This window comes from Algorimicrobium echini (genome assembly GCF_900115185.1).
GTDB lineage: Bacteria > Bacteroidota > Bacteroidia > Flavobacteriales > Flavobacteriaceae > Algorimicrobium > Algorimicrobium echini.
In genome coordinates this window covers 1,204,196-1,227,516 of record NZ_FOVN01000001.1, presented here as the reverse complement: position 1 = coordinate 1,227,516, position 23,321 = coordinate 1,204,196, and the positions used below count along the sequence as shown (strand labels likewise).

Annotated in this window: 22 protein-coding genes and 2 tRNA genes; 12 read left to right on the top strand and 12 right to left on the bottom strand. The window is 33.1% G+C overall.

What is annotated here, in order from left to right:
• Nucleotides 1-45 precede the first annotated feature (45 nt).
• Complete coding sequence (gene galE, locus BM239_RS05525) at nt 46-1,068, bottom strand: UDP-glucose 4-epimerase GalE (RefSeq protein ID WP_092206613.1); 1,023 nt, start codon at nt 1,066-1,068, stop codon at nt 46-48.
• Complete coding sequence (locus BM239_RS05520) at nt 1,061-2,218, bottom strand: DegT/DnrJ/EryC1/StrS family aminotransferase (protein ID WP_092206612.1); 1,158 nt, start codon at nt 2,216-2,218, stop codon at nt 1,061-1,063. The genes galE and BM239_RS05520 overlap by 8 nt, the downstream gene beginning before the upstream one ends.
• Nucleotides 2,219-2,300: 82 nt before the next feature.
• On the opposite strand from BM239_RS05520, the gene BM239_RS05515 reads away from it, so the two are divergent.
• Nucleotides 2,301-3,533, top strand: a complete 1,233-nt coding sequence (locus tag BM239_RS05515; RefSeq protein WP_092206611.1) for a 3-deoxy-D-manno-octulosonic acid transferase — start codon at nt 2,301-2,303, stop codon at nt 3,531-3,533.
• Between the two features lie 110 nt (nt 3,534-3,643).
• Entirely contained in the window at nt 3,644-3,976 is a 333-nt protein-coding gene (locus BM239_RS05510) for a hypothetical protein (RefSeq protein ID WP_092206610.1), read from the top strand.
• A gap of 56 nt (nt 3,977-4,032) precedes the next feature.
• On the opposite strand, the gene BM239_RS05505 is transcribed toward BM239_RS05510, so the two are convergent.
• Genes BM239_RS05505 through BM239_RS05490 form a run of 4 tightly spaced genes read right to left on the bottom strand, consistent with a single transcriptional unit; the run spans nt 4,033 to nt 7,980 of the window.
• Entirely contained in the window at nt 4,033-5,403 is a 1,371-nt protein-coding gene (locus tag BM239_RS05505) for an MBL fold metallo-hydrolase RNA specificity domain-containing protein (RefSeq protein WP_092206609.1), read from the bottom strand.
• Nucleotides 5,390-6,244: an ATP cone domain-containing protein gene (locus BM239_RS05500; protein WP_092206608.1), complete on the bottom strand. Its 855-nt coding sequence runs from the start codon at nt 6,242-6,244 to the stop codon at nt 5,390-5,392. The genes BM239_RS05505 and BM239_RS05500 overlap by 14 nt, the downstream gene beginning before the upstream one ends.
• 24 nt (nt 6,245-6,268) lie before the next feature.
• Nucleotides 6,269-7,105, bottom strand: a complete 837-nt coding sequence (locus tag BM239_RS05495) for a universal stress protein (protein WP_092206607.1) — start codon at nt 7,103-7,105, stop codon at nt 6,269-6,271.
• 29 nt (nt 7,106-7,134) lie between these two features.
• Entirely contained in the window at nt 7,135-7,980 is an 846-nt protein-coding gene (locus tag BM239_RS05490; protein ID WP_092206606.1) for a universal stress protein, read from the bottom strand.
• 173 nt (nt 7,981-8,153) lie between these two features.
• Here BM239_RS05490 and BM239_RS05485 point away from each other — a divergent pair, with 173 nt between their 5' ends.
• From BM239_RS05485 to BM239_RS05475, 3 genes are read left to right on the top strand one after another with little or no spacing between them, the layout of a single operon-like run.
• Nucleotides 8,154-9,383, top strand: coding sequence for a metallophosphoesterase (locus tag BM239_RS05485; protein ID WP_092206605.1), 1,230 nt, complete (start codon nt 8,154-8,156; stop codon nt 9,381-9,383).
• A gap of 20 nt (nt 9,384-9,403) precedes the next feature.
• Nucleotides 9,404-10,288 (top strand): DnaJ C-terminal domain-containing protein, encoded by an 885-nt coding sequence (locus tag BM239_RS05480; RefSeq protein WP_092206604.1) that lies wholly within the window; start codon nt 9,404-9,406, stop codon nt 10,286-10,288.
• A gap of 2 nt (nt 10,289-10,290) precedes the next feature.
• Entirely contained in the window at nt 10,291-10,590 is a 300-nt protein-coding gene (locus tag BM239_RS05475) for a chaperone modulator CbpM (protein ID WP_092206603.1), read from the top strand.
• Nucleotides 10,591-10,823: 233 nt separating this feature from the next.
• On the opposite strand, the gene BM239_RS05470 is transcribed toward BM239_RS05475, so the two are convergent.
• From BM239_RS05470 to mutS, 3 genes are all read right to left on the bottom strand, one after another.
• Nucleotides 10,824-10,908, bottom strand: a tRNA-Leu gene (locus BM239_RS05470).
• Nucleotides 10,909-10,938: 30 nt separating this feature from the next.
• Nucleotides 10,939-11,010: transfer RNA gene (locus BM239_RS05465), tRNA-Gly, on the bottom strand.
• 117 nt (nt 11,011-11,127) lie between these two features.
• Nucleotides 11,128-13,743 (bottom strand): DNA mismatch repair protein MutS, encoded by a 2,616-nt coding sequence (gene mutS, locus BM239_RS05460; RefSeq protein WP_092206602.1) that lies wholly within the window; start codon nt 13,741-13,743, stop codon nt 11,128-11,130.
• A gap of 120 nt (nt 13,744-13,863) precedes the next feature.
• Here mutS and BM239_RS05455 point away from each other — a divergent pair, with 120 nt between their 5' ends.
• The 4 genes from BM239_RS05455 to BM239_RS05440 all read left to right on the top strand — a co-directional run bounded on the left by BM239_RS05455 (nt 13,864) and on the right by BM239_RS05440 (nt 16,861).
• Nucleotides 13,864-14,406 carry an RNA methyltransferase gene (locus BM239_RS05455; protein ID WP_092206601.1) on the top strand — a complete coding sequence of 181 codons (543 nt, stop codon included), beginning with the start codon at nt 13,864-13,866 and terminating at the stop codon, nt 14,404-14,406.
• Nucleotides 14,407-14,504: 98 nt separating this feature from the next.
• The gene (locus BM239_RS05450; protein ID WP_092206600.1) at nt 14,505-15,122 is read left to right on the top strand and encodes a MarC family protein; all 618 of its coding nucleotides are present in this window, start codon (nt 14,505-14,507) and stop codon (nt 15,120-15,122) included.
• Between the two features lie 167 nt (nt 15,123-15,289).
• A complete protein-coding gene (locus tag BM239_RS05445; RefSeq protein WP_092206599.1) occupies nt 15,290-15,712 on the top strand; it encodes a hypothetical protein in 423 nt (140 codons plus the stop codon).
• Nucleotides 15,713-16,027: 315 nt separating this feature from the next.
• Entirely contained in the window at nt 16,028-16,861 is an 834-nt protein-coding gene (locus BM239_RS05440) for an energy transducer TonB (RefSeq protein WP_092206598.1), read from the top strand.
• 5 nt (nt 16,862-16,866) lie between these two features.
• On the opposite strand, the gene BM239_RS05435 is transcribed toward BM239_RS05440, so the two are convergent.
• Both BM239_RS05435 and folK read right to left on the bottom strand, forming a co-directional pair.
• Entirely contained in the window at nt 16,867-17,346 is a 480-nt protein-coding gene (locus tag BM239_RS05435; RefSeq protein WP_092206597.1) for a GyrI-like domain-containing protein, read from the bottom strand.
• A gap of 134 nt (nt 17,347-17,480) precedes the next feature.
• Complete coding sequence (folK, locus tag BM239_RS05430) at nt 17,481-18,626, bottom strand: 2-amino-4-hydroxy-6-hydroxymethyldihydropteridine diphosphokinase (protein WP_092206596.1); 1,146 nt, start codon at nt 18,624-18,626, stop codon at nt 17,481-17,483.
• A gap of 72 nt (nt 18,627-18,698) precedes the next feature.
• On the opposite strand from folK, the gene BM239_RS05425 reads away from it, so the two are divergent.
• From BM239_RS05425 to rpsU, 3 genes are all read left to right on the top strand, one after another.
• Entirely contained in the window at nt 18,699-19,403 is a 705-nt protein-coding gene (locus BM239_RS05425; RefSeq protein WP_092206595.1) for a queuosine precursor transporter, read from the top strand.
• A gap of 90 nt (nt 19,404-19,493) precedes the next feature.
• Nucleotides 19,494-22,130, top strand: coding sequence for an AsmA family protein (locus BM239_RS05420; protein ID WP_092206594.1), 2,637 nt, complete (start codon nt 19,494-19,496; stop codon nt 22,128-22,130).
• Nucleotides 22,131-22,234: 104 nt separating this feature from the next.
• Nucleotides 22,235-22,429: a 30S ribosomal protein S21 gene (rpsU, locus tag BM239_RS05415; RefSeq protein WP_066248272.1), complete on the top strand. Its 195-nt coding sequence runs from the start codon at nt 22,235-22,237 to the stop codon at nt 22,427-22,429.
• 55 nt (nt 22,430-22,484) lie between these two features.
• Here rpsU and BM239_RS05410 read toward each other — a convergent pair whose 3' ends face one another.
• Complete coding sequence (locus tag BM239_RS05410) at nt 22,485-23,279, bottom strand: DUF2797 domain-containing protein (RefSeq protein WP_092206593.1); 795 nt, start codon at nt 23,277-23,279, stop codon at nt 22,485-22,487.
• Between the last annotated feature and the right edge of the window lie 42 nt (nt 23,280-23,321).

Here is a 23,321-nt window from a genome sequence, read left to right as displayed (position 1 = left end):
CTAATTATTATAAGATACGAAACACTAAATAATGTAAGAAATAACTTATAACTTTCGAACATTTTTTTCCCATTTCCATGCGGATAACATGGCATCGTCTAGAGATGATTTGGCTTTCCAACCTAATTGCGTATTTGCTTTGGTGGTATCTGCGTAAGCCGAAATAACATCGCCTTCGCGTCTATCTGCAATTTTATAATTTAAACTTTTATTAGAAACGCGCTCAAAAGAATTAATGACTTCTAATACTGAACTTCCTACGCCTGTACCAATATTGAAGGTTTCATAATTAACTGTATTCTTTTTATTTAACAAGCGTTTTAGCGCAATAACATGAGCTCTTGCTAAATCAACTACATGAATATAGTCACGAATACAGGTTCCATCTGGTGTTGGATAATCGTCACCAAAAACCGATAATGTCTCGCGTAAACCAGCTCCTGTTTGAGTTATAAATGGCACTAAATTTTGTGGAATACCAATAGGCAGTTCGCCTATAATTGCAGATGGATGTGCTCCTATAGGGTTAAAATATCGTAAAGCAATCGCTTTAAAATTGGGTTTTACCTTACACGTATCTTTAATGATTTCTTCACCTATTTGTTTGGTATTTCCGTAAGGCGATTCGGCTGGTTTTACAGGTGCATTTTCAGTAATTGGCATTTCGTCTGCTTGGCCATACACCGTACAAGATGAACTGAAAATAAAATTTGAATCTGGTTTGGAAACCAGTTCTTGTAACAAATAAATTAAAGTATTCAAGTTGTTTTCGTAGTACATTAAAGGTTCTTGAACGCTTTCGCCAACTGCTTTACTAGCAGCAAAATGAATAACGCCTTTAATATCTTTATTTTTTGAAAAGAAATTTTGAACTGCCGATTTATCTTTAAGTTCTAATCTTTCAAAAATGGGCGATTTACCTGAAATGGCTGTAATTCCCTCTAAAACATTAATGGATGAATTGGATAAATTATCAATGATTACGACTTCAAATCCTTCATTCTGTAATTCAACAACGGTATGAGAGCCTATAAAACCTAAACCACCTGTAACTAATATTTTATCCATTAATATATTCTAAAACTTTTGACGTTATAAAGTCTATTTGCTCATCATCCAATTCTGTGTGCATCGGTAGGGAAATAACACTTTGTACTAATTGGTTGGTTACTGGAAAATCGGCTTCATTGTAACGCTCGTCTTGATATGCTTTCTGTTTATGAAGCGGAATTGGGTAATATACACCACATGGAATGTCATGAACATTTAAAAACTTCACCAAACCATCACGATCCACGTTTTTGGTTTTTAGTGTGTATTGATGAAACACATGACAATCACAGGTTGAACAATTTCCTTGGCAGTCCAAATTTTTTCTGAAAGGAATTTCAATATTAGCATGATCTTTAAAGGCAGCATCATACTTCATGGCTGCTTCTTGTCGTGCTTTATTGTAGTTATCTAAATGTGGTAGTTTGGCATTTAAAACAGCAGCTTGAATCGAATCTAAACGGGAGTTCACACCAACCACATCATGATGGTAACGTTCATACATTCCGTGATTAACAATACCACGAATGGTGTGCGCTAAAGCATCATCATTGGTAAAAATAGCACCACCATCACCATAACAACCTAAATTTTTTGAGGGAAAGAATGACGTGGATGCTACATGACCGATAGTTCCAGCTTTCGCTTTTTTTCCATTACTATAGGTATAATCCGCACCAATGGCTTGTGCATTATCTTCTATAACATATAAATTATGAGCTTCAGCTAATGCCATAATCGCTTCCATATTGGCACATTGTCCAAATAAATGTACTGGTACAATAGCTTTCGTTTTTGGTGTTATGGCTTTTTTAATGGCCTCAACACTAATGTTGAAATCGTCTGGATTAACATCCACCAAAACTGGTGTTAGTTGTAAAAGGGCAATAACCTCAACGGTTGCTGCAAAGGTAAAATCGGCTGTAATAACCTCATCACCTGGCTTTAAACCCAAACCCATCATGGCTATTTGCAAAGCATCAGTACCATTAGCGCAGGGAATAACATGTTTAACATTTAAATAGGTTTCAAGATTTTTTTGAAACTCATGAACCTTGGGTCCATTAATGAATGATGTGTTATCAATTATTTCCTGAATATCAGGATTCACAACATCCTTTATACCGTTATATTGACCTTTTAGGTCAACCATTTGAATTTTTCTCATATGCTACGAAATTACGAAATTCATTAACGCGAACCAATGAAATTATTTCAAAGAAATGTATTTTAGCAACAAAGAATAGCAATTGAATATTATTTATAACATCGGGATTTATTTAGCACAAGTGGTTTTACCTATTGTAGCCTTGTTCAGTGGTAAAATAAAACAGGGTGTTATAGGCCGTTCAAATAGTTTTTCCATATTAAAAAACGCCCTAGACAATTCAGATAAAACGCTTTGGTATCATTGTGCTTCTTTAGGCGAATACGAACAAGGTCTGCCAGTTTTTAAAGAATTACGACCACTGTATCCGAATCATAAAATTATTTTGAGCTTCTTTTCGCCTTCGGGTTATGAAATTAGAAAAAACACAGATATAGCGGATGTTGTTGTGTATTTACCATTAGACACACCTCAAAATGCCAAACGCTTTTTAGATTTAGTCAATCCCGAATTAACACTATTTATTAAATATGACATTTGGCCTAATTATCTTTTAGAATTAAAAAAACGAAACCACAGAGCAATTCTAATATCTGCTTTGTTTAGAAAAGATCAATCTTATTTTAAATTCTATGGTGGCTTTATGCGTCAGGCACTCTTCGCTTTTGAGCATATTTTTGTTCAAGATAAAAACACTCAAAAGCTATTAAAATCTATAAATTACAATAAAACAACCCTGACTGGTGACACCCGTTTTGATCGGGTTTTCAGTCAATTATCACAAAACAATGAATTGGCTTTTATAGAGCAATTCAAAAACAATCAATTATGCTTGGTTGCAGGAAGTACTTGGCCTGAAGACGAAGCTTTGTTAATTGACTACATAAACCACACTAACTACAATACCAAGTTCATAATTGCCCCTCATAATATTAAAAGCAGCCAAATTGAAAAGCTCAAAAAGTCTTTAATAAAACAAACCGTTCTTTTTTCTGAAAAGGAGCATAAAAAACTTAATGAATATGATGTTTTCATAATTGACACCATTGGCTTACTGACAAAAATTTATAAATATGCAGATATTGCCTATGTTGGTGGCGCAATGGGAACCACAGGATTACACAATACACTAGAACCAGCTGTTTTTGGTGTTCCTATTATAATAGGCACACATTATAACAAGTTCCCTGAAGCTTCACAAATGATTTTAGAAGGCGGAATGGTTTCTATTAGTGACACAGTCAACTTAACAGAAACCTTAAATTATTTTATAAAAAACCCTTTACTCATACAAAAATCTGGTAATCAGAATTTTAATTACATAAAAAAAAATACAGGTGCCGTAATCCAAATAGTTGATTACCTACGTATATAGGTGAAACAGCGAATTTTTTAACGGTTGTTAAAAAATGTTAAAATTAAATGCAAAGTTTCATAATTTGTTATTAAATTCGCACAATTAAATTAACACTAAAATTTTAACTAATGAAAAAATTATTATTAAGTACAGCTTTATTATTAGCTTTAGGTGTAACTTTCACGTCTTGTAGAGATGAGAAAAATGCTGATAGCGTTGAGGAAACAATGGAAAATACTGGTGATGCTATGGAAGACGCTGCTGATGATGCTGAAGACGCTATGGAAGATGCTGCTGAAGAAACTGAAGGTGCAATGGAAGAAGCTGGTGAAGCTATTGACAATGCTGCTGAAGAAACTGGTGAAGCAATTGACAACGCAGTTGATGCAACAGGTAAAGCTATCGATGATGCTGCTAATGCAACAAAAGATAAAGTTAATGATATAACTGACGATAACTAATTAGTTTTTTATTAATCTAATTACGAAAAGCGCTCCCAACGGAGCGCTTTTATTGTTTATAAAGTTAATATTTCTATATCATTTAACTTGGGCATAATAACAGACCACTGAAACTCTGTTTGTATTTTTACTCGAAAAGCATCCATAGAAGCGGGTTCACCATGAACTAAATACACTTTTTCTGGAATGTTTTTTATGCCACCCATCCAATGCATTAAATCTTTCTGATCAGCATGAGCTGATAAGCTTTCCAAATGTGCCACACGCGCCTTTACAGGATAGTATTTTCCGAAAAACTTTATTTCATGAGCACCATCCAATAATTGTCTACCACGCGTACCTTCTGCCTGGTAACCAACTAGCAAAACCGTAGTCTCTTTTTGGTCTATAAGCTGTTGCAAGTAGGTTAATACGCGTCCTCCTGTTACCATTCCACTTCCAGCAATAATAATTTTAGAACGTTTATCATCAATCGTTTTCCAAGTATCTCTATAAGATTCCGTAACTGTAACATGCTGAAACATAGAATGATATTCGGAAGGTGTTAATTTATGCCAGTCTGGAAATTGACTAAAAACCTCCAGAACGTTCTGACCCATTGGACTATCTATAATTATTGGAATATTTGGAATCTTGTTTGCTTGATATAATTTCCAAAGTATAAACATTAAAGTCTGTAAACGTTCCACAGCAAAGCTCGGAATAATAAGATTTCCCTTTTTGGTGATTGTATCCTTTACCAAATCTGTTAAAATAGCTTCCACATTTTCTTCAGGATGTAATTTATTACCATAGGTACTTTCAACAAATAAAAAATCTGCCCAATCTGGTCGGTTTGGAGGCGCTAATAAATAATCTTGACGACGACCAATATCTCCCGAAAAAACAAAACGTCTGTCATGAATATCCAATTCAATAAAGGTAGCCCCTAAAATATGACCGTTAGCTTGAAATCTATACTTACAAAATTCAGAGAGCTCCACCCATTTGTTTGCTTCTTGAGAGTGAAACATGTTAATGGTTTTTTCAGCATCTGGTAGCGTGTAAAATGGCTCTGCTGGGTTATGTTTACTATACTTCTCTTTGTTTGCTTTTTCAGCTTCCTCTTCCTGAATTTTAGCACTATCCTTTAAAATAATTTCTGCAATTGCTAGCGTTGGAGCCGTACCCATTATTTTCCCATTAAAACCTTGCTTTACCAATCTTGGTAAATAGCCTACATGATCTAAATGGCCATGGGTTAATAGAACAACATCAATAGCAGAAACATCAATAGGTAAATTTTGCCAATTCAATTCCCGCAATTCTTTTAAACCTTGAAACATACCACAGTCAATTAGAATATTAATTTCTGGAGTTTCTAAAAAATACTTGGATCCTGTAACAACTTGAGAGGCACCTAAAAAAGTAACTTTAACGTGATTCATGATGACATAAGTTTTTGATTTCGTTTAATATTTTAGTTTTCCTAACATCAGAAACTCCCAAATGATCCAAATAAAAGGCATCACCAATTAAATCGCGGCAAAGTACCACATCTCGTGTCAGTAGGAATTGTTTTTCACGTTTTGTTAATAAAGTGGAAACAGTTATTGGATATAGTCCTAATCTATCAATTCGATCTTTGAGTCCGTCGTTTTTAGGATAATCCCAACTCAATAAATGCAATCCTATACAATTACCATATTGCAATGCATCTTTTGTAAATCGTGTGTTTGTAACAACCCAACCTTGAGTTAGGGTGGTTTTATGCTGTTTTTTATCCCATTGATTTTTTACATCTTGAAATCGGGAGGCGATATAAAGTGGAACCTTCACGTTACAATTTCGTCCTTCTTCACTATGAAACTTACACTCTACAATGGTAGTGTTGCCATTTTTGTTAGCAACAACATCTATTTCATGAGACACACAATCACCTTCCAGAACTTGGCCAACTTTGGTGTTAAATCCAGAATACTTTAAAAGCGCTGCTATAAAATTTTCAAACGGAAAACCTGTTGGTCCAAGTTCATAAATGGCTTTTTTTAATTTGTATTTTGAAGCATAATATCGTTTTTCTTTTTTTAGTAACGCATAGGCTCTATTATAAATTTCTTTTGTTGAAATACCTTGGTACAATTCATCCCGAACTTTATCTAAAATACGGTTTACAACATCGTTATCAGCACCAGACCGATGTAATGAGGCTCGTAATTTTTCTAAAGAAAACTTAACACGTTCTCCAGACGATTTTATAATATCGATATTCAGAGTATCTTGCTCCATATTACCTAAAAATTAGTATCTTTTTTATGATGGAATAACCAAAAATGGGATGGCTATATGAAATCCAATTTGGTCAATTCTAGACTTAAAAAATAGATTTTCAAAAAATGAATGTTTATTATTTATCATTACTAGCATATCAACAGGATGTTGCTGTTGAAAATCTACAATAGCAGCAGAAACGGCATCATTACGTATATCATGAAAGGTATGTGTTACATTTTTAAAATAGGTCTTTAAAACAGCTTGATGCTGTTTTTGTTCAGCAGTTAAGGGATTACCAAAGGAAACGTGCATCACACTTATATTTGATTCGTATTGTTTTGCAATTTCTAAAAGCGGCTTAATATTTCTATCTTGATAGTTAATGCCATAATCAGTAGGAAATAAAATATTTTTAGGTTTTTCAAAAGGTGCCGACACGGGAATAGCTAAAATAGGACAAGTGGCGTTTTTAAAAACATGAACTGTATTTGAACCGAAAAGGACTTCTTTTGCGCCTGTAGCTCCTTGGGTTCCCATTACCACATAGTCAATATTTTTTTGGGAAACTACGTTCTTAATCTCTTGAGTTAAGGTATTAAAAGAAGATATGGTTTGAACGGTATGATTCGAATTATTAAAATCTGAAGCCATTTTATTTTTAAAACGATTTAAACCATCTAACGAAGCATTTTTAACAGCTTCCATAAGTTCAAATTGCGCAGCTGTGTTTTGCATATAATCCATATTATAAATAACAGGCGTATAGGTATGAAGTAAATAAAACGTGGCTACTTCGTTTTTAAAGAGTTGCACGGCATGACTAATGGCATGATAAGAATTTTCAGAAAAATCGGTGGGTAAGAGAATATGTTTCATATGGATTTAGTTTTTAACGGTTTCTTTCATTAATTTCGATAAACATTCTGCATCACTAGAAATGGAATACCAACATGTAAGGATAATTTATCAATTGGCGATTGCATGAGTAGCGTTTCAAAAAACGACTGTCTGCTGTTTACCATGACCAACATATCGGTATTTCTTTTTTCAATATTTTTATAAATAGCTTCGGTAATATCACTGTGGGATTCTGTTATTAGCTCTATTTGGTTTTGGCAAACAACATCTTTTAAAAACATAAAATTATCTTCCTGACGCATAGAAAGCTTATCGCTTTTAGACACGTAAAGTACATCTATTTTTGAACGGTAAGGTGCAGCTATTTCACAAAGCAGTTTTAGTTCACGACGTTTATACGGAATTAATAAATTTGTAGGAAAAAGTATGTGTTTAGGTTGAGTATATGTATAATTTTCTGGAATGGCTAAAACAGGACAAGGCACATATTTTAAAACTTGAAGCGTATGACTACCAAAAACAATTTTTGGGTTATTTGTTTCACCTCGTGTACCCATAACAATTACGTCTATATTATGATTTTGAACCATATTTGCAGCTTCGTCTACAAGTGTATTATTAGCTGCCAAAACCTGATATGAATGTCGTGGATTAGGCGACAACTCCTCTACAAAGGCTAAAGTTTCTTCTAATTTATTTGCTACAAAATCTTCAACAGACTTCGTTACAACTTCCAAATTAGTACGTGTTAATTTTGGGTTGTTATATATAGCATCTTGATAGGCATGTAAAAAATAGAACGAACTGCGTTCATACTTAAACAATTCCAATGCATACGAAATGGCATTTTTAGCATTTTCAGAAAAATCTGTTGGCATTAAAATCTGTCTCATAGTTATTTGTTTTAAGCATCTTAAATTTAATGAATTATGCTGTTAAAAACCATGACATTTATCACGTTAACAAAATATTCACGCTTAATAGCAGCATTTTCTTAACCTAAATAACTAACTTTAAGTTTCAATCATTAAAGTTTAAAAACCTGTACTTCTAAAAGTTACAGAACATGAGAAAGTATTCCCTATCTGCTATTCTATTACTTTGCTTCGCCATATTTTTGGTAGATTATCTCGCGTTCTTTTGGCTTAAGTCCATTACCAATCTTTTAGAATCTAATACCCTAAAACATATTATTCATAGTCTTTTTTGGTTTTTCACCATAGGGCTTATTACCGCTATTTTTATTCTGAAATTAAAGTTAGACTCTATTGCACCTAAACGCAAGCAACTTTTAATTAGTTCGCTTTATGGCTTAACAATTTCTTCATTCATTCCTAAAATTATTTTCATCATTGTTATTAGCATTTTATTTGTTACTAACTATGCTATTACTAATAAAGAATCGCTTGTAATAATTCCGTTGCTTGGTTTATTTGCTGGCTTTTTACCTTTCTTTGTTATTGTTTATGGTATTTTTAAAGCTATTTATAATTTTAAAATTCATGAACATACGCTTACACATCCGCATTTACCAGAAGCTTTTAACGGTTTAAAGATTGTTCAAATTTCAGATTTACATTTGGGAAGTTTTAACCATCGCTTTCATGTTTTGGATCGTGCTTTTACCAAAATTAATCAATTACAACCTGACCTTATTTTTTTTACGGGCGATTTAGTAAACAACTACGCTTGGGAGTTACGTGGTTGGAAAAAATCATTCCGTCACCTTTCGGCAAAAATGGGCATGTATGCTGTTTTAGGAAATCATGATTATGGTGATTACAGCGTCTGGGAATCAGCAGAAGCCAAACAAAAAAACTTTGAAGGTATTACCAATTTTTTTAAAGACAATAATTTCAAGTTACTATTAAACACCTCTGAAATCTTGGAAATAAATAACCAACAATTAGCCATTATTGGTGTTGAAAATTGGGGCAATCCGCCTTTTAAGCAATATGGCGATTTGCAAAAAGCTTTAATAAATTCAAAACATATTCCTTTTAAAATATTACTTTCTCACGATCCCTCTCATTGGACAAAAGAAGTTCTAAACGAAACTGATATAGCTTTAACCCTGTCCGGACATACACATGGTATGCAGGCTGGTGTGAACTTTGGAAAAAAAGAATGGAGTCCCATAAAGTATAAGTATAAGCATTGGGCAGGTTTGTACAAAGAGAATGAACAATACCTGTATGTGAATCGCGGTTTAGGTTGGATGGGTTTTCCTGGTCGGTTAGGAATGCGCCCAGAAATAACTTGTATCACGTTACAGAAATCGCAAAAAAATTATTAAATTAAAACTAAAAATAAACCATGCCTTTTATAGATTATTACAAGGTTTTAGGCGTTCCAAAGGATGCCGATACGCAAACTATAAAAAAAGCCTATAGAAAACTGGCTCGAAAGCACCATCCGGATTTAAATCCAGGGGATTTAGAAGCTGAAAAAAAGTTTAAAGAAATAAACGAAGCTAATGAAGTATTAAGTCATCCTGAAAATCGTAAAAAATACGATGAATATGGTAAAGACTGGCAACATGCCGACGCTTATAATCAAGCAAAACAGCAACAAAGCCAAAGCCAGCAACGCCAATATTCAAATTCCAGTCAATTTAATGAAGGGGATTTTTCTGATTTTTTTGAATCCATGTTTGGTGGTGCTTATGGTGGCTCTCGTAACCAAGCCGGTTTTAGAGGCCAAGATTATAATGCCGAATTGCAGTTAGACCTTAAAGATGTTTATACCAGTCACAAACGCACATTAACTGTTAATGGGAAAAACATTCGCATTACCATACCTGCAGGCATTGAAAATGGACAAGTCATTAAAATTTCAGGTCATGGAGGTCCAGGTGTTAATAATGGACCAAAAGGTGATTTATATATAACTTTCACCATACATAACAGCACGAAATTTCAACGAGATAAAGCCAATCTATACAAAACAGTAGACTTGGATTTATATACAGCACTTTTAGGCGGTAACATTACGGTGGACACCTTTGATGGCAAAGCAAAATTAACCGTAAAACCAGAAACACAAAACGGCACGCGTGTTAAACTAAAAGGAAAAGGTTTTCCTGTTTATAAAAAAGCAGATGCCTTTGGCGATTTATATATTACGTATCAAGTAAAAACACCTACTAATCTTACTGAAAAAGAGAAAGCACTATTCACTGAATTATCTAAATTACGCTAATTATGGAAACAAAAAACGTAATAACTGTAACAGAATTTTGTCAGCATTATAACATTCCAGAGCAGTTTATTTTATCATTAAACGAATATGAATTAGTAGAACTCGCTAAAGAAAACAATACACCATGTATTTATATAACCGAGATTCAAACAATTGAAAAATTAATCCGTTTCCATTTTGAATTAGACATTAATATGGAGGGTATTCACGCTATTACAAATTTATTAAACAAAGTAGAGCGCTTGCAAGAAGATGTAAAAGCACTAAATAATAAATTAATGTTTTATGAACAAGGAACTTGAGGTTGAAAACTGACCTTTATCCGTCCTTACAGCTTAATCCTTGAGGTTTATAAAGAGTACATTTTAGTTTATGTGTCAGCAATTAACTGTGGTAATTCCCATTTCAGCATCTTGAGAAAAGCCCACATAAAAAGAGTGCATTGGTTCTTGGTTTTAAAAATATAATTGAAAGCCTGCTTTCGCACAATTATAAAAACAAAAAAGCCGAAATTTTCATTTCGGCTTTTTATCTGTACTGAAGACGGGACTTGAACCCGTACGTCCTAAACGGACATTGGATTTTAAGTCCAACGTGTCTACCAATTCCACCACTTCAGCATTGGAATTTATTTTTCAAAAAGTTTTCAGAGCGAAAGACGGGATTTGAACCCGCGACCTCCACCTTGGCAAGGTGATGCTCTACCCCTGAGCTACTTTCGCAATTTTTTAATGAACGTACCTGCGTTGTGCAAGCGTGCAATATTGTTTATTGCGGTTGCAAATTTAAAATATTTATATGAATTGCAAAGCCTTTTTTGAAAAATAATGCAATTTATTTTAAGCTTGCTTTTTCTTGACCAACATGCGCTTAATTTCATTGAGTTTCATGAGCGCTTCCACTGGTGTAAGTGTATCAATATCAATGTGTAAAATTTCTTCTTTGATGTTTTCTAAAAGTGGGTCGTCTAAATTAAAAAAGCTCAATTGCATCTCGTCCTCTTTCAAACGTTTCACTTTATCGGTCAATTCTTCGCTAGAATGTGATTTTTCAAGCTTCTTTAATATCTTATTTGCACGATGTAAAACTTGTTGTGGCATACCTGCCATTTTTGCCACATGAATTCCAAAACTATGTTCACTACCTCCTGGAACCAGTTTTCGTAAAAACAAAACATTGTCTTTCAATTCTTTTACCGAAACATTAAAATTCTTAATCCTATCAAATGTTTCCGTCATTTCATTTAACTCATGATAGTGCGTAGCGAATAAGGTTTTTGCTTTTGCTGGATGCTCATGTAAATATTCACTAATGGCCCAAGCTATGGAAATACCATCATAGGTACTGGTGCCACGACCAATTTCATCTAACAACACCAAACTACGTTCTGATAGGTTATTTAAAATGGAGGCTGTTTCATTCATTTCAACCATAAACGTTGATTCACCCATAGAAATATTATCAGAAGCGCCAACTCGTGTAAAAATCTTATCTACTAAACCAATTCTAGCCGATTTTGCTGGAACAAAACTTCCCGTTTGCGCTAGTAAAACAATAAGCGCTGTTTGACGTAAAATAGCAGATTTACCAGACATATTAGGCCCTGTAATCATAATCATTTGTTGCTTGTCTCGATCCAAATACACATCATTTGCAATGTAAGCTTCACTTGGTGGTAATTGTTTTTCTATAACAGGATGACGACCATCTTTAATTTCTAAATCGAAAGAATTATCAATAACGGGATATACATAATTATTGTCTGTTGCCAACTGCGCAAAGCCACACAAACAATCTAATTGCCCAATTAAGAAGGCATTTTGCTGAACAGGTTTAATATACTGTGTCATCCATAAAATTAATTCAGAAAATAGCTGTTGCTCAATAGCTAAAATTCGCTCTTCGGCACCTAGTATTTTGGCTTCGTATTCTTTGAGCTCTTCAGTAATATACCGTTCTGCATTAACTAACGTCTGCTTTCTAATCCACTCTTCTGGGACTTTGTCTTTATGGGTATTTCTAACCTCAATATAATACCCAAATACGTTATTGGAGGCAATTTTAAGCGACGTAATTCCGGTGCGTTCACTCTCGCGCTTCAACATCTGATCCAAATAGTTTTTACCTGACGTTGATAACCCACGTAACTCATCCAGTTCTTCTGAAAAACCTTTGGCAATGGTAAATCCTTTTAGCACATTAACTGGCGCATCTTCATTTAAGGTTTCTGAAATCTTATGTCGTAACACCTCACAACTTTGAAGTGTATCGCCAATTACTTTTAAGGCATCATTATTACAATTAGATGCTATTTCTTTAATAGGCACAATAGCTTCTAATGAGTTTTTAAGTTGAATAACCTCACGAGGATTCACCTTACTCGTTGCTATTTTTGAAATTAAGCGCTCTAAATCGCCAATTTGTTTGATGTGATTCTGAATTTTTTCAAGTACCGTTTTATTCTTACTTAAAAAATTAACCACTTCATGACGTTGCTTAATTTTAGCAACATCCTTCAATGGCAATGCCAACCAGCGTTTTAACAAACGGCCTCCCATAGGGGAAATGGTTTTATCTATAACCTGCAATAGTGTAACCGCATTATTATTAGTGGAATGATACAGCTCCAGATTTCTCATAGTAAACCGATCCATCCAGACATAATCATTTTCCGCAATTCTACTAATAGCCATTATGTGTTGTAACTTATGATGTTGGGTTTCTGCTAGGTAATGTAAAATAGCACCCGAAGCAATAACCCCTTCGTGCAAATCTTCGACACCAAAGCCTTTTAACGTTTTTGTATTGAAGTGCTTAATGAGCGTTTCATGAGTATAGTCCGTTTGGTATACCCAATCTTCTAGATAAAAAGTATGGAAATCTGTACCATAGCTTTCAACAAAATGGTTTCGCTTTTGTTTTGAGACTAATACTTCACTTGGGTTGAAATTCTGAAGTAATTTATCAATATACTCGGTATTTCCTTGAGACGTTAAAAATTCGCCAGTAGAAATATCTAAAAAAGAAATACCTATATGCTGTTTACCAAAATACACCGAACACAAAAAGTTATTAGATTTAGATTTTAGCACCTCATCATTCAAAGCAACACCAGGTGTAACCAATTCAGTAACTCCACGTTTTACTATATTTTTGGTGAGTTTCGGATCTTCTAGCTGGTCACAAATAGCAACACGTTCGCCTGCTTTAACCAGTTTGGGTAAATAGGTGTTTAAGGAATGATGCGGAAAACCGGCTAATTCTGTTTCGCTATCACTTCCTGCGCCGCGTTTGGTTAAAATTATACCTAGAATTCCAGCTGTTTTAATAGCATCTTCACCAAAAGTTTCATAAAAATCGCCTACACGAAATAACAGCAAGGCATCTGGATATTTCACCTTAATAGCATTATACTGTTTCATTAACGGTGTTTCCTTTTTTGCTTTTTTAGCCACTGCTTAACTGATTTTATGTATTACTTTTGTCCAAGTTATAGGATTGCTAAAGTACTTATTTATTTAAGGTTTTTAAAGTCAAGTTCCTATAAGTTATTTACAATTATCACAAAATAAAATATGCGAAAGTTAAAAAATAGCGAGTTGGATAGATTGAGTGTTGACGAATTTAAAGACACCAAAAAAACACCCATTATTATTATTTTAGATAATATTAGAAGTCTGAATAATATAGGGTCGGTATTTAGAACAGCAGATGCCTTTTTAATTGAAAAAATTTACTTGTGTGGCATTACTGCACAACCACCACACAAGGACATTCACAAAACCGCTTTAGGAAGTACCGACACGGTTGCTTGGGAATATGCCGAGAACACATTAGACGTGATAACCAAATTACAAACCGAAAACGTACAAATTTGTGCCATTGAGCAAGCTGAAAATGCTACCATGCTGAACGATTTCAATCCAAAACCCGACAACAAATACGCACTTGTTTTTGGAAACGAAGTTAAAGGTGTTGCGCAGCAAGTGGTAAATGCGAGTGATGTGGTTTTGGAAATTCCACAATTTGGCACCAAGCACTCCTTAAATATTTCGGTGAGTTGTGGTGTGGTTGTTTGGGATGTGTTTTGTAAACTTAACACGTCTATTTCCAATTAAAAACTTAAAAATTACAGCCATTAAATCAGTAATTTTATATATTAACCAAATTTGGTAAGCCAAGTCCATTCGGAATTTAATAATTTAACGTATTACAAATGGTTGTAGAAATTATAACGAAAATATTTTTCTTGATTGCAGTAATTGACCCTTTAGGTTCAGTTCCTGTCTATCTTGAAGCCACTAAACATTTGGATGAAAAGCACAAGAAAAAAGTTGCTATTCGAGCCTCTTTTGTTGCCTTTTTTATACTACTATTTTTTATTGTTATTGGACAAATTATATTAGAAGGTATGGAAGTAACATTAGATGCTTTTCAAATTTCAGGTGGTGTTATTTTATTTCTTTTTGCTCTTACTATGATTTTTGGTGTTGGGAAACCAGAATCAGAAAAAGATTTAATAAAGGACTATAAACATGTAACCATATTTCCTGTTGCTATTCCATCCATTGCTTCACCAGGTGCTATTATGGCTGTCGTGTTATTAACTGACAATCAGATTTATAATATACAGCAACAAGCCACAACCACCGTTTTAGTTTTAGTTGTCATTATAATTACCATGCTAATATTACTTGCTGCAAACTTGGTACAAAAGCGTATTGGCGAATACGGCATCACGGTTATTAGTAAAATAATGGGTTTAATTTTAGCAGCCTATGCAGTTCAAAGCATTTTAAGTGGTTTGAAAGATTTTTTCGTAGTTTTAAAGTAAGTATAATTATTTAAGCCCTTAATTTTGGCACAAACACATCCATAAATCTGAATGCCTTTATAGTCTTTTTGAAGAATTTTATTTTTATTGACTTTCGAATCCTAGAGATAAACTACCAAAACACAACATAATTCCCTATCTTACTTACAGAATTATAATTGTAGGTTATGATAAAAAACGTTAAACCGCCAACTACCTTTTGGCTAGTCGCCATTTTTGCTATTGTATGGAACCTCATTGAAATTTATTTTAGCTCCGTTGAATTAGATTTTCTGCAGGCAAATTCTACGGTTGAAGAATTTGAAAGAATCCAATCATTACCGTTTTGGTATGGCATTGTATTTTTAATTGCACTGTTTTCTGAAATGCTAGGAAGTTTTATGCTTTTTATGAGAAAAAAAATTGCCGTTAATTTTTTTGGTATCGCTTTAGTCACCCTGATATGCATAGAATTGTATTGGTTACTTGTTTTTGATATTAAAAAACAATCCATCGTGTTTTCTATTATAATCCCCTTATTGGTTATTTTAGTTGCCGGTTTTCTTTATGTATATAGTAAGAAAGCTAAAAATAAGGGGTGGCTTAAATAACTTAACCCTCCTTTCTATTTTTTTTTTACAATTAACGGTAGTGTTTCAGAATAATGCCGCTACACTTAAAAAAACAAACTATTCCTGCCTGTCAATAAAAATTCTAATTAGCACGTTATCAAACACTTAAATAAAGCCTTAAAAACACATCTTGAATCCGCAAGACCTATCATATTTATTTAAACAGTTCCGTATTTTAGTAGCCAACCAAAAACCCATTCACACAAATTTGACACTTTTTTTACATTTATAATTTGTCATAAAGCGTGACCATCATCTACATTTGGAAAACAAATCACGCAAACAATTTTAATCATGAAAAAACGTCTCACCCTATTTAGTATCGCATTAATCCTTTTAAGTCTTGGTGCTTTTAGTTTTATAAATTGGCACCAAGACACGCCAGACCAAACCAATCTTGTAGCCGCACATGAAGCTATTAACAAAGCTGTAAATGAAGTAAAACCCGTTTCGGATTCAGCTTTAAAAACAGCAGTTAAAAAACCACTCGCTTTTTTCTATAATATTGATAGCCGTTTTGAAGCCATAACAAAAAACCATGTTCAAAACGCCAAAACCATTCATGATTTTATTCCAGAAAAAGATTTTCGAAACATAGCACATATAAATAGTACGGAAGTTGTATTGATTAAAAACGATATTCAAACAGATATCCGTGCCTATGGAAACTCGGAAGTATTAAGTGATTCTCAAAAAGATTTATTACAAACCATTGATTATTCAGAACACTTTTTGTTTCGCGTAAATTACAGTAAAGCAAACGCGATGATATACGAAGCGGAAGCGCCACATTTTGGGCCTCATTATACGGTTGTTCCAGAAACGAAAGCAGCCTATGCTGATGGCTTTAAAGCATTGCTAGACTATATTAATGCCAACCAATTAGAAAACACAGATACCATAGATGCCAAAAAATTACAGGCTGTAAAAGTATCCTTTACCATTACTGAAAAAGGAACTATTAATAATGTAAAACTTGACAAAACCACTAACTATCCTGAAATAGACAACAGCCTTATAGAGCTAGTAAAACAAATTCCAGGAAACTGGATTCCAGCTAAAAACGCTAATAATGAAATCATGGAAGACAAGCTAGTGTTGTCATTTGGCTTGGCTGATGGTTGTTAAAAACCTTATTTAACAGGTATCCAAATTTCTTCTTGGTTGTCATCACGCATTGGATTATAACCCGAAGGAAGCTTTTCAAAATGTGGTCTGTTATCTAATTGATATCTGGCGTTTGGCAACCATTCGTTGTGGATATGTTGCCAGAATTTAACAAATTCAGCTATAGAACCTTGAAACGGAAACACTAAAAAATTACCACCAGGAATAATTAATGTTTCCATATTTTCTGGAATTGTGTTAAAACTTAACACCTCAACACCTACCCACTTTTCAAAAAGCGTTTTAGGCGTCATGGTTTTTATGTTGAAATTTTTATAATTCTGAATAGAAAAACTATGGGTTCCAACCCGATTGGTAATTTCATCTAATCGCGGCATAAATTGCTTGGCTAATTTACCTGTTCCTTCACCATTGGTTATGAAGGACAATTTGGCGTTATTACCAATAATTAATAGGTCTTTGGTTGTTACTTTTTGATAGTCCATTATTAAAAGCTACATGAGTTACTTGGTTATACTATTTTTCGTTTTCGTTTTTGTATAACAAATTAAAATACTTGTCATTCAGCGTGCAAACTAAAAATACTCTAATAGCTAGTACTCATTTTTGCAAGTCAAGTTTATTCTACTTTAGGTAGAACCGAAGCTATTTCATTCAATATCCATAAATAATCTTCACGGCTATTTACAAAATCCCGATTAGAGATATCAATAATTTTCACGTTGAGCTCGTCTTGGTTTTTTAAGAAAGTAAGATAACCTGTATTAATTTTCTCTAGATAGTCATCTTGAATATTTTGCTCATAATCACGACCACGTTTTTTAATATTCTCTTGAAGGCGCTGTGTATTTTGATACAAGTAAATATATAGTTCAGGTTTGGCAATATCTTTATACATTAAATAAAACAAACGTCTGTACAACTTAAATTCATCTTCTGGTAAGGTAATTTTAGAAAATATCAATGATTTGTATATATCGTAATCGCTTACAATAAAATCTTTAAATAAATCTAATTGCGATAAATCGTCACTAATCTGTTGGTATCTATCGGCTAAAAAACTCATTTCTAAAGTAAATGCATAGCGTTTTGCATCTTCATAAAACTTGGGTAGAAACGGATTATCAGCAAAACGTTCTAAAACTAATTTTGCGTTAAAATCGATTGAAATCATAGTTGCCAGACTCGTCTTTCCAGCACCAATATTCCCTTCAATAGCAATGTAATTATAATTGGAAATATTATATTTTTTACTCGGATTTTTCAACCATATGTTAATAGGTTCAATAGTACTTTTATCTTCACAAATTTCTAACAATTCAGCTATTGTTTTATGAAGAGTTGGATGTTTTTCTTTCAAAGCAATATCACACAAAGGTTGTAATACAAAGCGTCGGTTTGCCATTTGCGGATGTGGTACCGTTAATGTTTCGGTATGAATTACCGCCTCGTTATAAAGCAAAATATCTAAATCAATATTTCGCGATTCATAACCTGCTTGCTCACTTCTAACACGCCCCATTTCACTCTCAATCCGTTGTAGATCTTCTAAAACAATATCTACCGAATAATCGGTTTTGACAATAACACAGGTGTTTAAAAAATCTGAACCCTCAAAACCCAAAGCCGGTGTGTTGTAGACTTTGGCAATCATTTGTATTTTACCAACACGCTTGTAAATCAAATCTACGGCGTCTTGCAAGTGCTTTAAACGGTCGCCTTGATTACTTCCTAATGATATGTAAACGGTATTTGGTTGGGTCATAACTGATGCCAAAATAACTAAAAGAAAATTTAATAGTTTATATTTACACGGCCTTTTTATTCACAAAAATTCATGACCCAAAAAGACAGATTACTTTCCCAACGTATATATTTACTTTTAGCGGCTTTATTTATTACATCTTTAGTAGTATCTAATTTAATTTTTCAGAAGTTTTTTTATTGGTATCCTATAAATGCAACTTTGTTTGACACTAAGCTTTTTGAAATTTCAGTTGGTATACTTCCCTACCCTATAACCTTTTTAATCACGGATTTAATCAGTGAAATTTATGGCAAAAAAGCAGCCAATCAAGTGGTCGTTACAGGAATTTTCGCTTCGTTATTTTCTATGCTCATAATTTATACAGCAAATGCAGTTCCTGCTACATCATGGTCGCCAGTTAACGATGGTTTATTTCAAACCGTTTTTGGAAACACTGCTATTGCTGTTTTAGCAAGTATGATGGCTTATTTGTTTGCCCAATTTATTGATATCCATATTTATCATTTCTGGAAACACCTAACTAAAGGCAAACATTTATGGTTAAGAAATAACTTTTCAACTTTCTTTTCACAATTTGTTGATACCAGCACCATTTTATTGCTTTTGTGTTCATTTAATATTATTGAATGGAATAAATTTGCTGGATTACTAATAGCTGGTTTTCTATTTAAAGTATTAATTGCTTTGGTGGATACACCATTTTTATATTTGGGTGTATATCTATTTAGAAAACGGTTTAAATTAAAAATCAACGAAGAAATTAAATTGGAGTAACTATTAAAATTATATTAAACTTTTGGTTTTCAGCAACCTTTCGTTTAGTTTATACGTATATCCTTACAAACTTATTACTTAAAAATTTTTATGAAAAAAGCTTTCAAAATTATTGGAATCACCTTACTGGTTATAATTCTATTATTGGTTGCAATTCCTTTTGTTTTTCAAGGAAAAATTAAAGACATTGTTAAAAACACCATCAATAATAATGTGAATGCACAAGTAGAGTTTAGTGATATTAGCTTGAGCTTTATTAGAAGTTTTCCACAAGCCCAAGTAAATGTTAACGATTTAGAAATTACTAATTTCGCTCCTTTTAAAGACGAAAAATTAGCTTCCATTAAAACCATTTCGTTAACCATGTCTATTAAAGAGCTTTTTAAAAAGCCAAGTGATGGCCCTGTAATTATTAATAAATTTAATATTGATGAAGCCTTAATTGTCCTAAAGACAAATAATTTGGGGCAAACTAATTTCGATATTGCTAAAGAAACAGACAGCAAACCAAACGAAGCAGAAAATAACAGCAGTTTTACTTTAGATGTTCAAGATTACAGTATTAACAACAGTGCCTTAACCTATATTGACGAAGCTGCCAACACCATATTTTATATCACCGAGTTAAACCACTCTGGAAAAGGTACTTTCTCTGGAAATGTTTCGGAATTAGACACAAAGACCGCTGCTCAAGTAACGCTAAAAATGGACAGCACCGAATATTTAAGTAATAACACCTTAAAATTAGACGCTATTATTGGTTTAGATTTACCGAATAATAAATACACTTTTAAAGAGAATAAAGCTTATATAAATGAATTGCCTTTGGAGTTTCAAGGCTACTTCCAGCAATTAGAAAACGGTCAAGAATTAGATATCACATTTGAAAACCCAGGATCCGACTTTAAAGAGTTTTTAGCCGTTATTCCTAAAACCTATTCTAAAGACATTGCAAATGTAGAAACCAGCGGTGATTTCAAAATTACAGGACGCGTAAACGGACTGATTTCAGATGAAACTATTCCACAAATGGATATCAATATCGTTTCCAACAATGCATCTTTTAAATATCCTGATTTACCTAAACGCGTTGATAACATTAACATCAATACCAGTATTAAAAACACAACAGGAAAATCTGAAGATACTTATGTTGATATTAGCACTTTAAATTTCAAAATAGATAATGACCAATTTAATGCATCCGGTACTTTAAAAAATCTAACCGAAAACATGACAGTTAACGCCTATATTGATGGTGTTTTAAACTTAGCAAACATTACGAAAGCCTATCCTATTGAACTGGAAAATGAGTTAAGTGGTATTCTCAAAGCAAAAGTAAACACCGCTTTTGATATGGACGCCATTGAAACCAACGCCTATCAACGTATAAAAAGTAATGGTAGCGTTCAGGTCAGTAATTTTGTATATGCTTCCGAAGATATAGTAAATCCAATTAGTATATCAAATGCAGATTTAACATTTCAACCAGGCGTTGTTATGTTGAATAAATTTGAAGCAAAATCAGGACAGAGCGATTTAAACGCAAACGGTACCATTACAAATCTATTGGGCTATCTGTTAAGTAATAAAAAACTACAAGGAACCTTTAACATGACATCAAACACTTTTAATATTAGTGATTTTATGGTAGCAGACGAAGGTGAAACCGAAACTAAAAAAACAACCGATTCAAGCGTTCCGCTTAAAATTCCAGCATTTTTAGACTGTACCGTTAATGCCGATGTTAAAACCGTTATTTATGATAATTTAACTTTAAAAAACACTAAAGGCAAACTTGAAATTAAAGACCAAGTGGCAACATTAAATAACTTAACCACAAATTTATTTGACGGTACTTTAGCAGTTTCTGGAGATATCAATACACAAAAAGACATACCAAATTTCAACCTGAAATTAAACGCGAATGCGTTTGACATTACTGAATCCTTTACAACATTAGACCTCCTAAAAGCCATAGCTCCAATTGCCAAGATTTTTGAAGGAAAATTAAATACCGATATTGTGTTGAATGGCGATTTGGATAGTTCGTTTTCACCTATTTTAAGTTCAGTTACTGGTAACGCCTTTGCAGAATTACTTGCCACAAAAACAAATATTGATAATAGTCCAATACTGAATGCGCTTGATAGCAATTTGAATTTTATTGATTTTGATAAATTAAATTTAAATGATTTGAAAACTAACTTAACTTTTGATGATGGCCAAGTAAACATAAAGCCTTTCATGATACAATATAAAGATATAGATATTGCAATTGGTGGAAGTCACGGATTCGATCAAACCATGAATTATAATTTAGCGTTTGATGTACCTGCTAAATATTTAGGAAGTGACGTTAATCGTTTAATTGGAAAAATAAATGATCCCGAAGTCAACAAAATCAGTATTCCTGTAACTGCTAATGTAAAGGGAACCTTTAAAAACCCTAAAATTTCTACTGACTTATCTTCCAGTGTTACCAAATTAACTCAACAATTGATTGACATTGAGAAACAAAAATTAATTAATCAAGGTACAGATGCCATTAAAGATTTGTTAGGTGGTTTATCAAGTGGAAACTCATCTAACACCACCCCTAAAGACAGCACAGGGACTAAAACAGATACAACTAAAACAACAACACCAAAAGCAGAAGATGCCATTAAGAACATTTTAGGTGGTCTATTAAATAAAAATAAGAAGAAAAAAGATAGTACTAACTAACGGGTTTTAATGAGAAACGCACCTTTTAATTAAATTTATGAAAACATTCTATAAATAATAATAAAAGGACTACCTTAGCACCCATTAAATTTAAGAAAAATAATATGTTACGAATTGAAATTAAAGAAGGAGAAAATATAGAACGTGCTTTAAAGCGTTACAAGCGTAAGCATAGAAATGTAAAAGTTATGCAAAACTTAAGAGAGAAGCAATACTTTACTAAACCTTCAGTAAAAAGAAGACGTGAGATTCAGAAAGCTGAATACATCCAGAACTTAAGAGACCAAGAAGATATTTAATTGTTTTCTTAACATACTATATAAAAAAAGCACGCATTTTTAATACGTGCTTTTTTTATGCTATATTAAGCCTGACAACCAAACCTTCATTAGAGCGAATATTAAAAACCGTATCGTCCTCAAAAATAAGATACTGCCCTTTTATCCCTACCAATTTACCGACATAAGTTTCGCTCTTAATAATATTTAAACTTTTCGGTTTTATAGGATAATGATGCACTGGAAAAACCATATTGGTTTCGGTGTTATTTGCAATATAATACGGTTTAGCTTCTTCAGGAATATGGACTTCCAAACGATTACGCCATTCTACTAAATTTTCATCTTCAATATCATTTTTTAGCATATTACGCCAATTGGTTTTATCAGCTACAAAATCTTTTAAAGCAACTTCTGTAATTCCAGCTAAATATCTATTAGGCACTTCAACAATTTCAATAGCTTCGTGCGCACCTTGATCTATCCATCGGGTTGGCACTTGACTTTTTCGTGTAACACCAACTTTTACATTACTAGAATTAGCTAAATACACAATATGTGGTTGTAATTGTACGCGTTTTTCATATTCTAAATCCCGCTCCTCTTGATTTAAATGGGCTTTACTTAATTCAGGTTTTATAATCCAATCGGCAGCTTGAGGGATATCAAAAAAACAGCTTTTACAAAAGCCCTGTCTATAAATAGGTTTATTTAATCCACAACTTAAACATTGATAACCAACAAATTCTAATTGAATGGTTTTATCTAACAGTTGATTAATATGGATAAAATCGTTTTCAAAAATGAGGTAGTACTGGATAGGCTCTGTAAATTCCGTTGTCATTTTTGTTAAAACACCTTGGTAGGTCATAAAAAAAAGTATTATTTTTAGTTCATTAAATATACTGCAAAT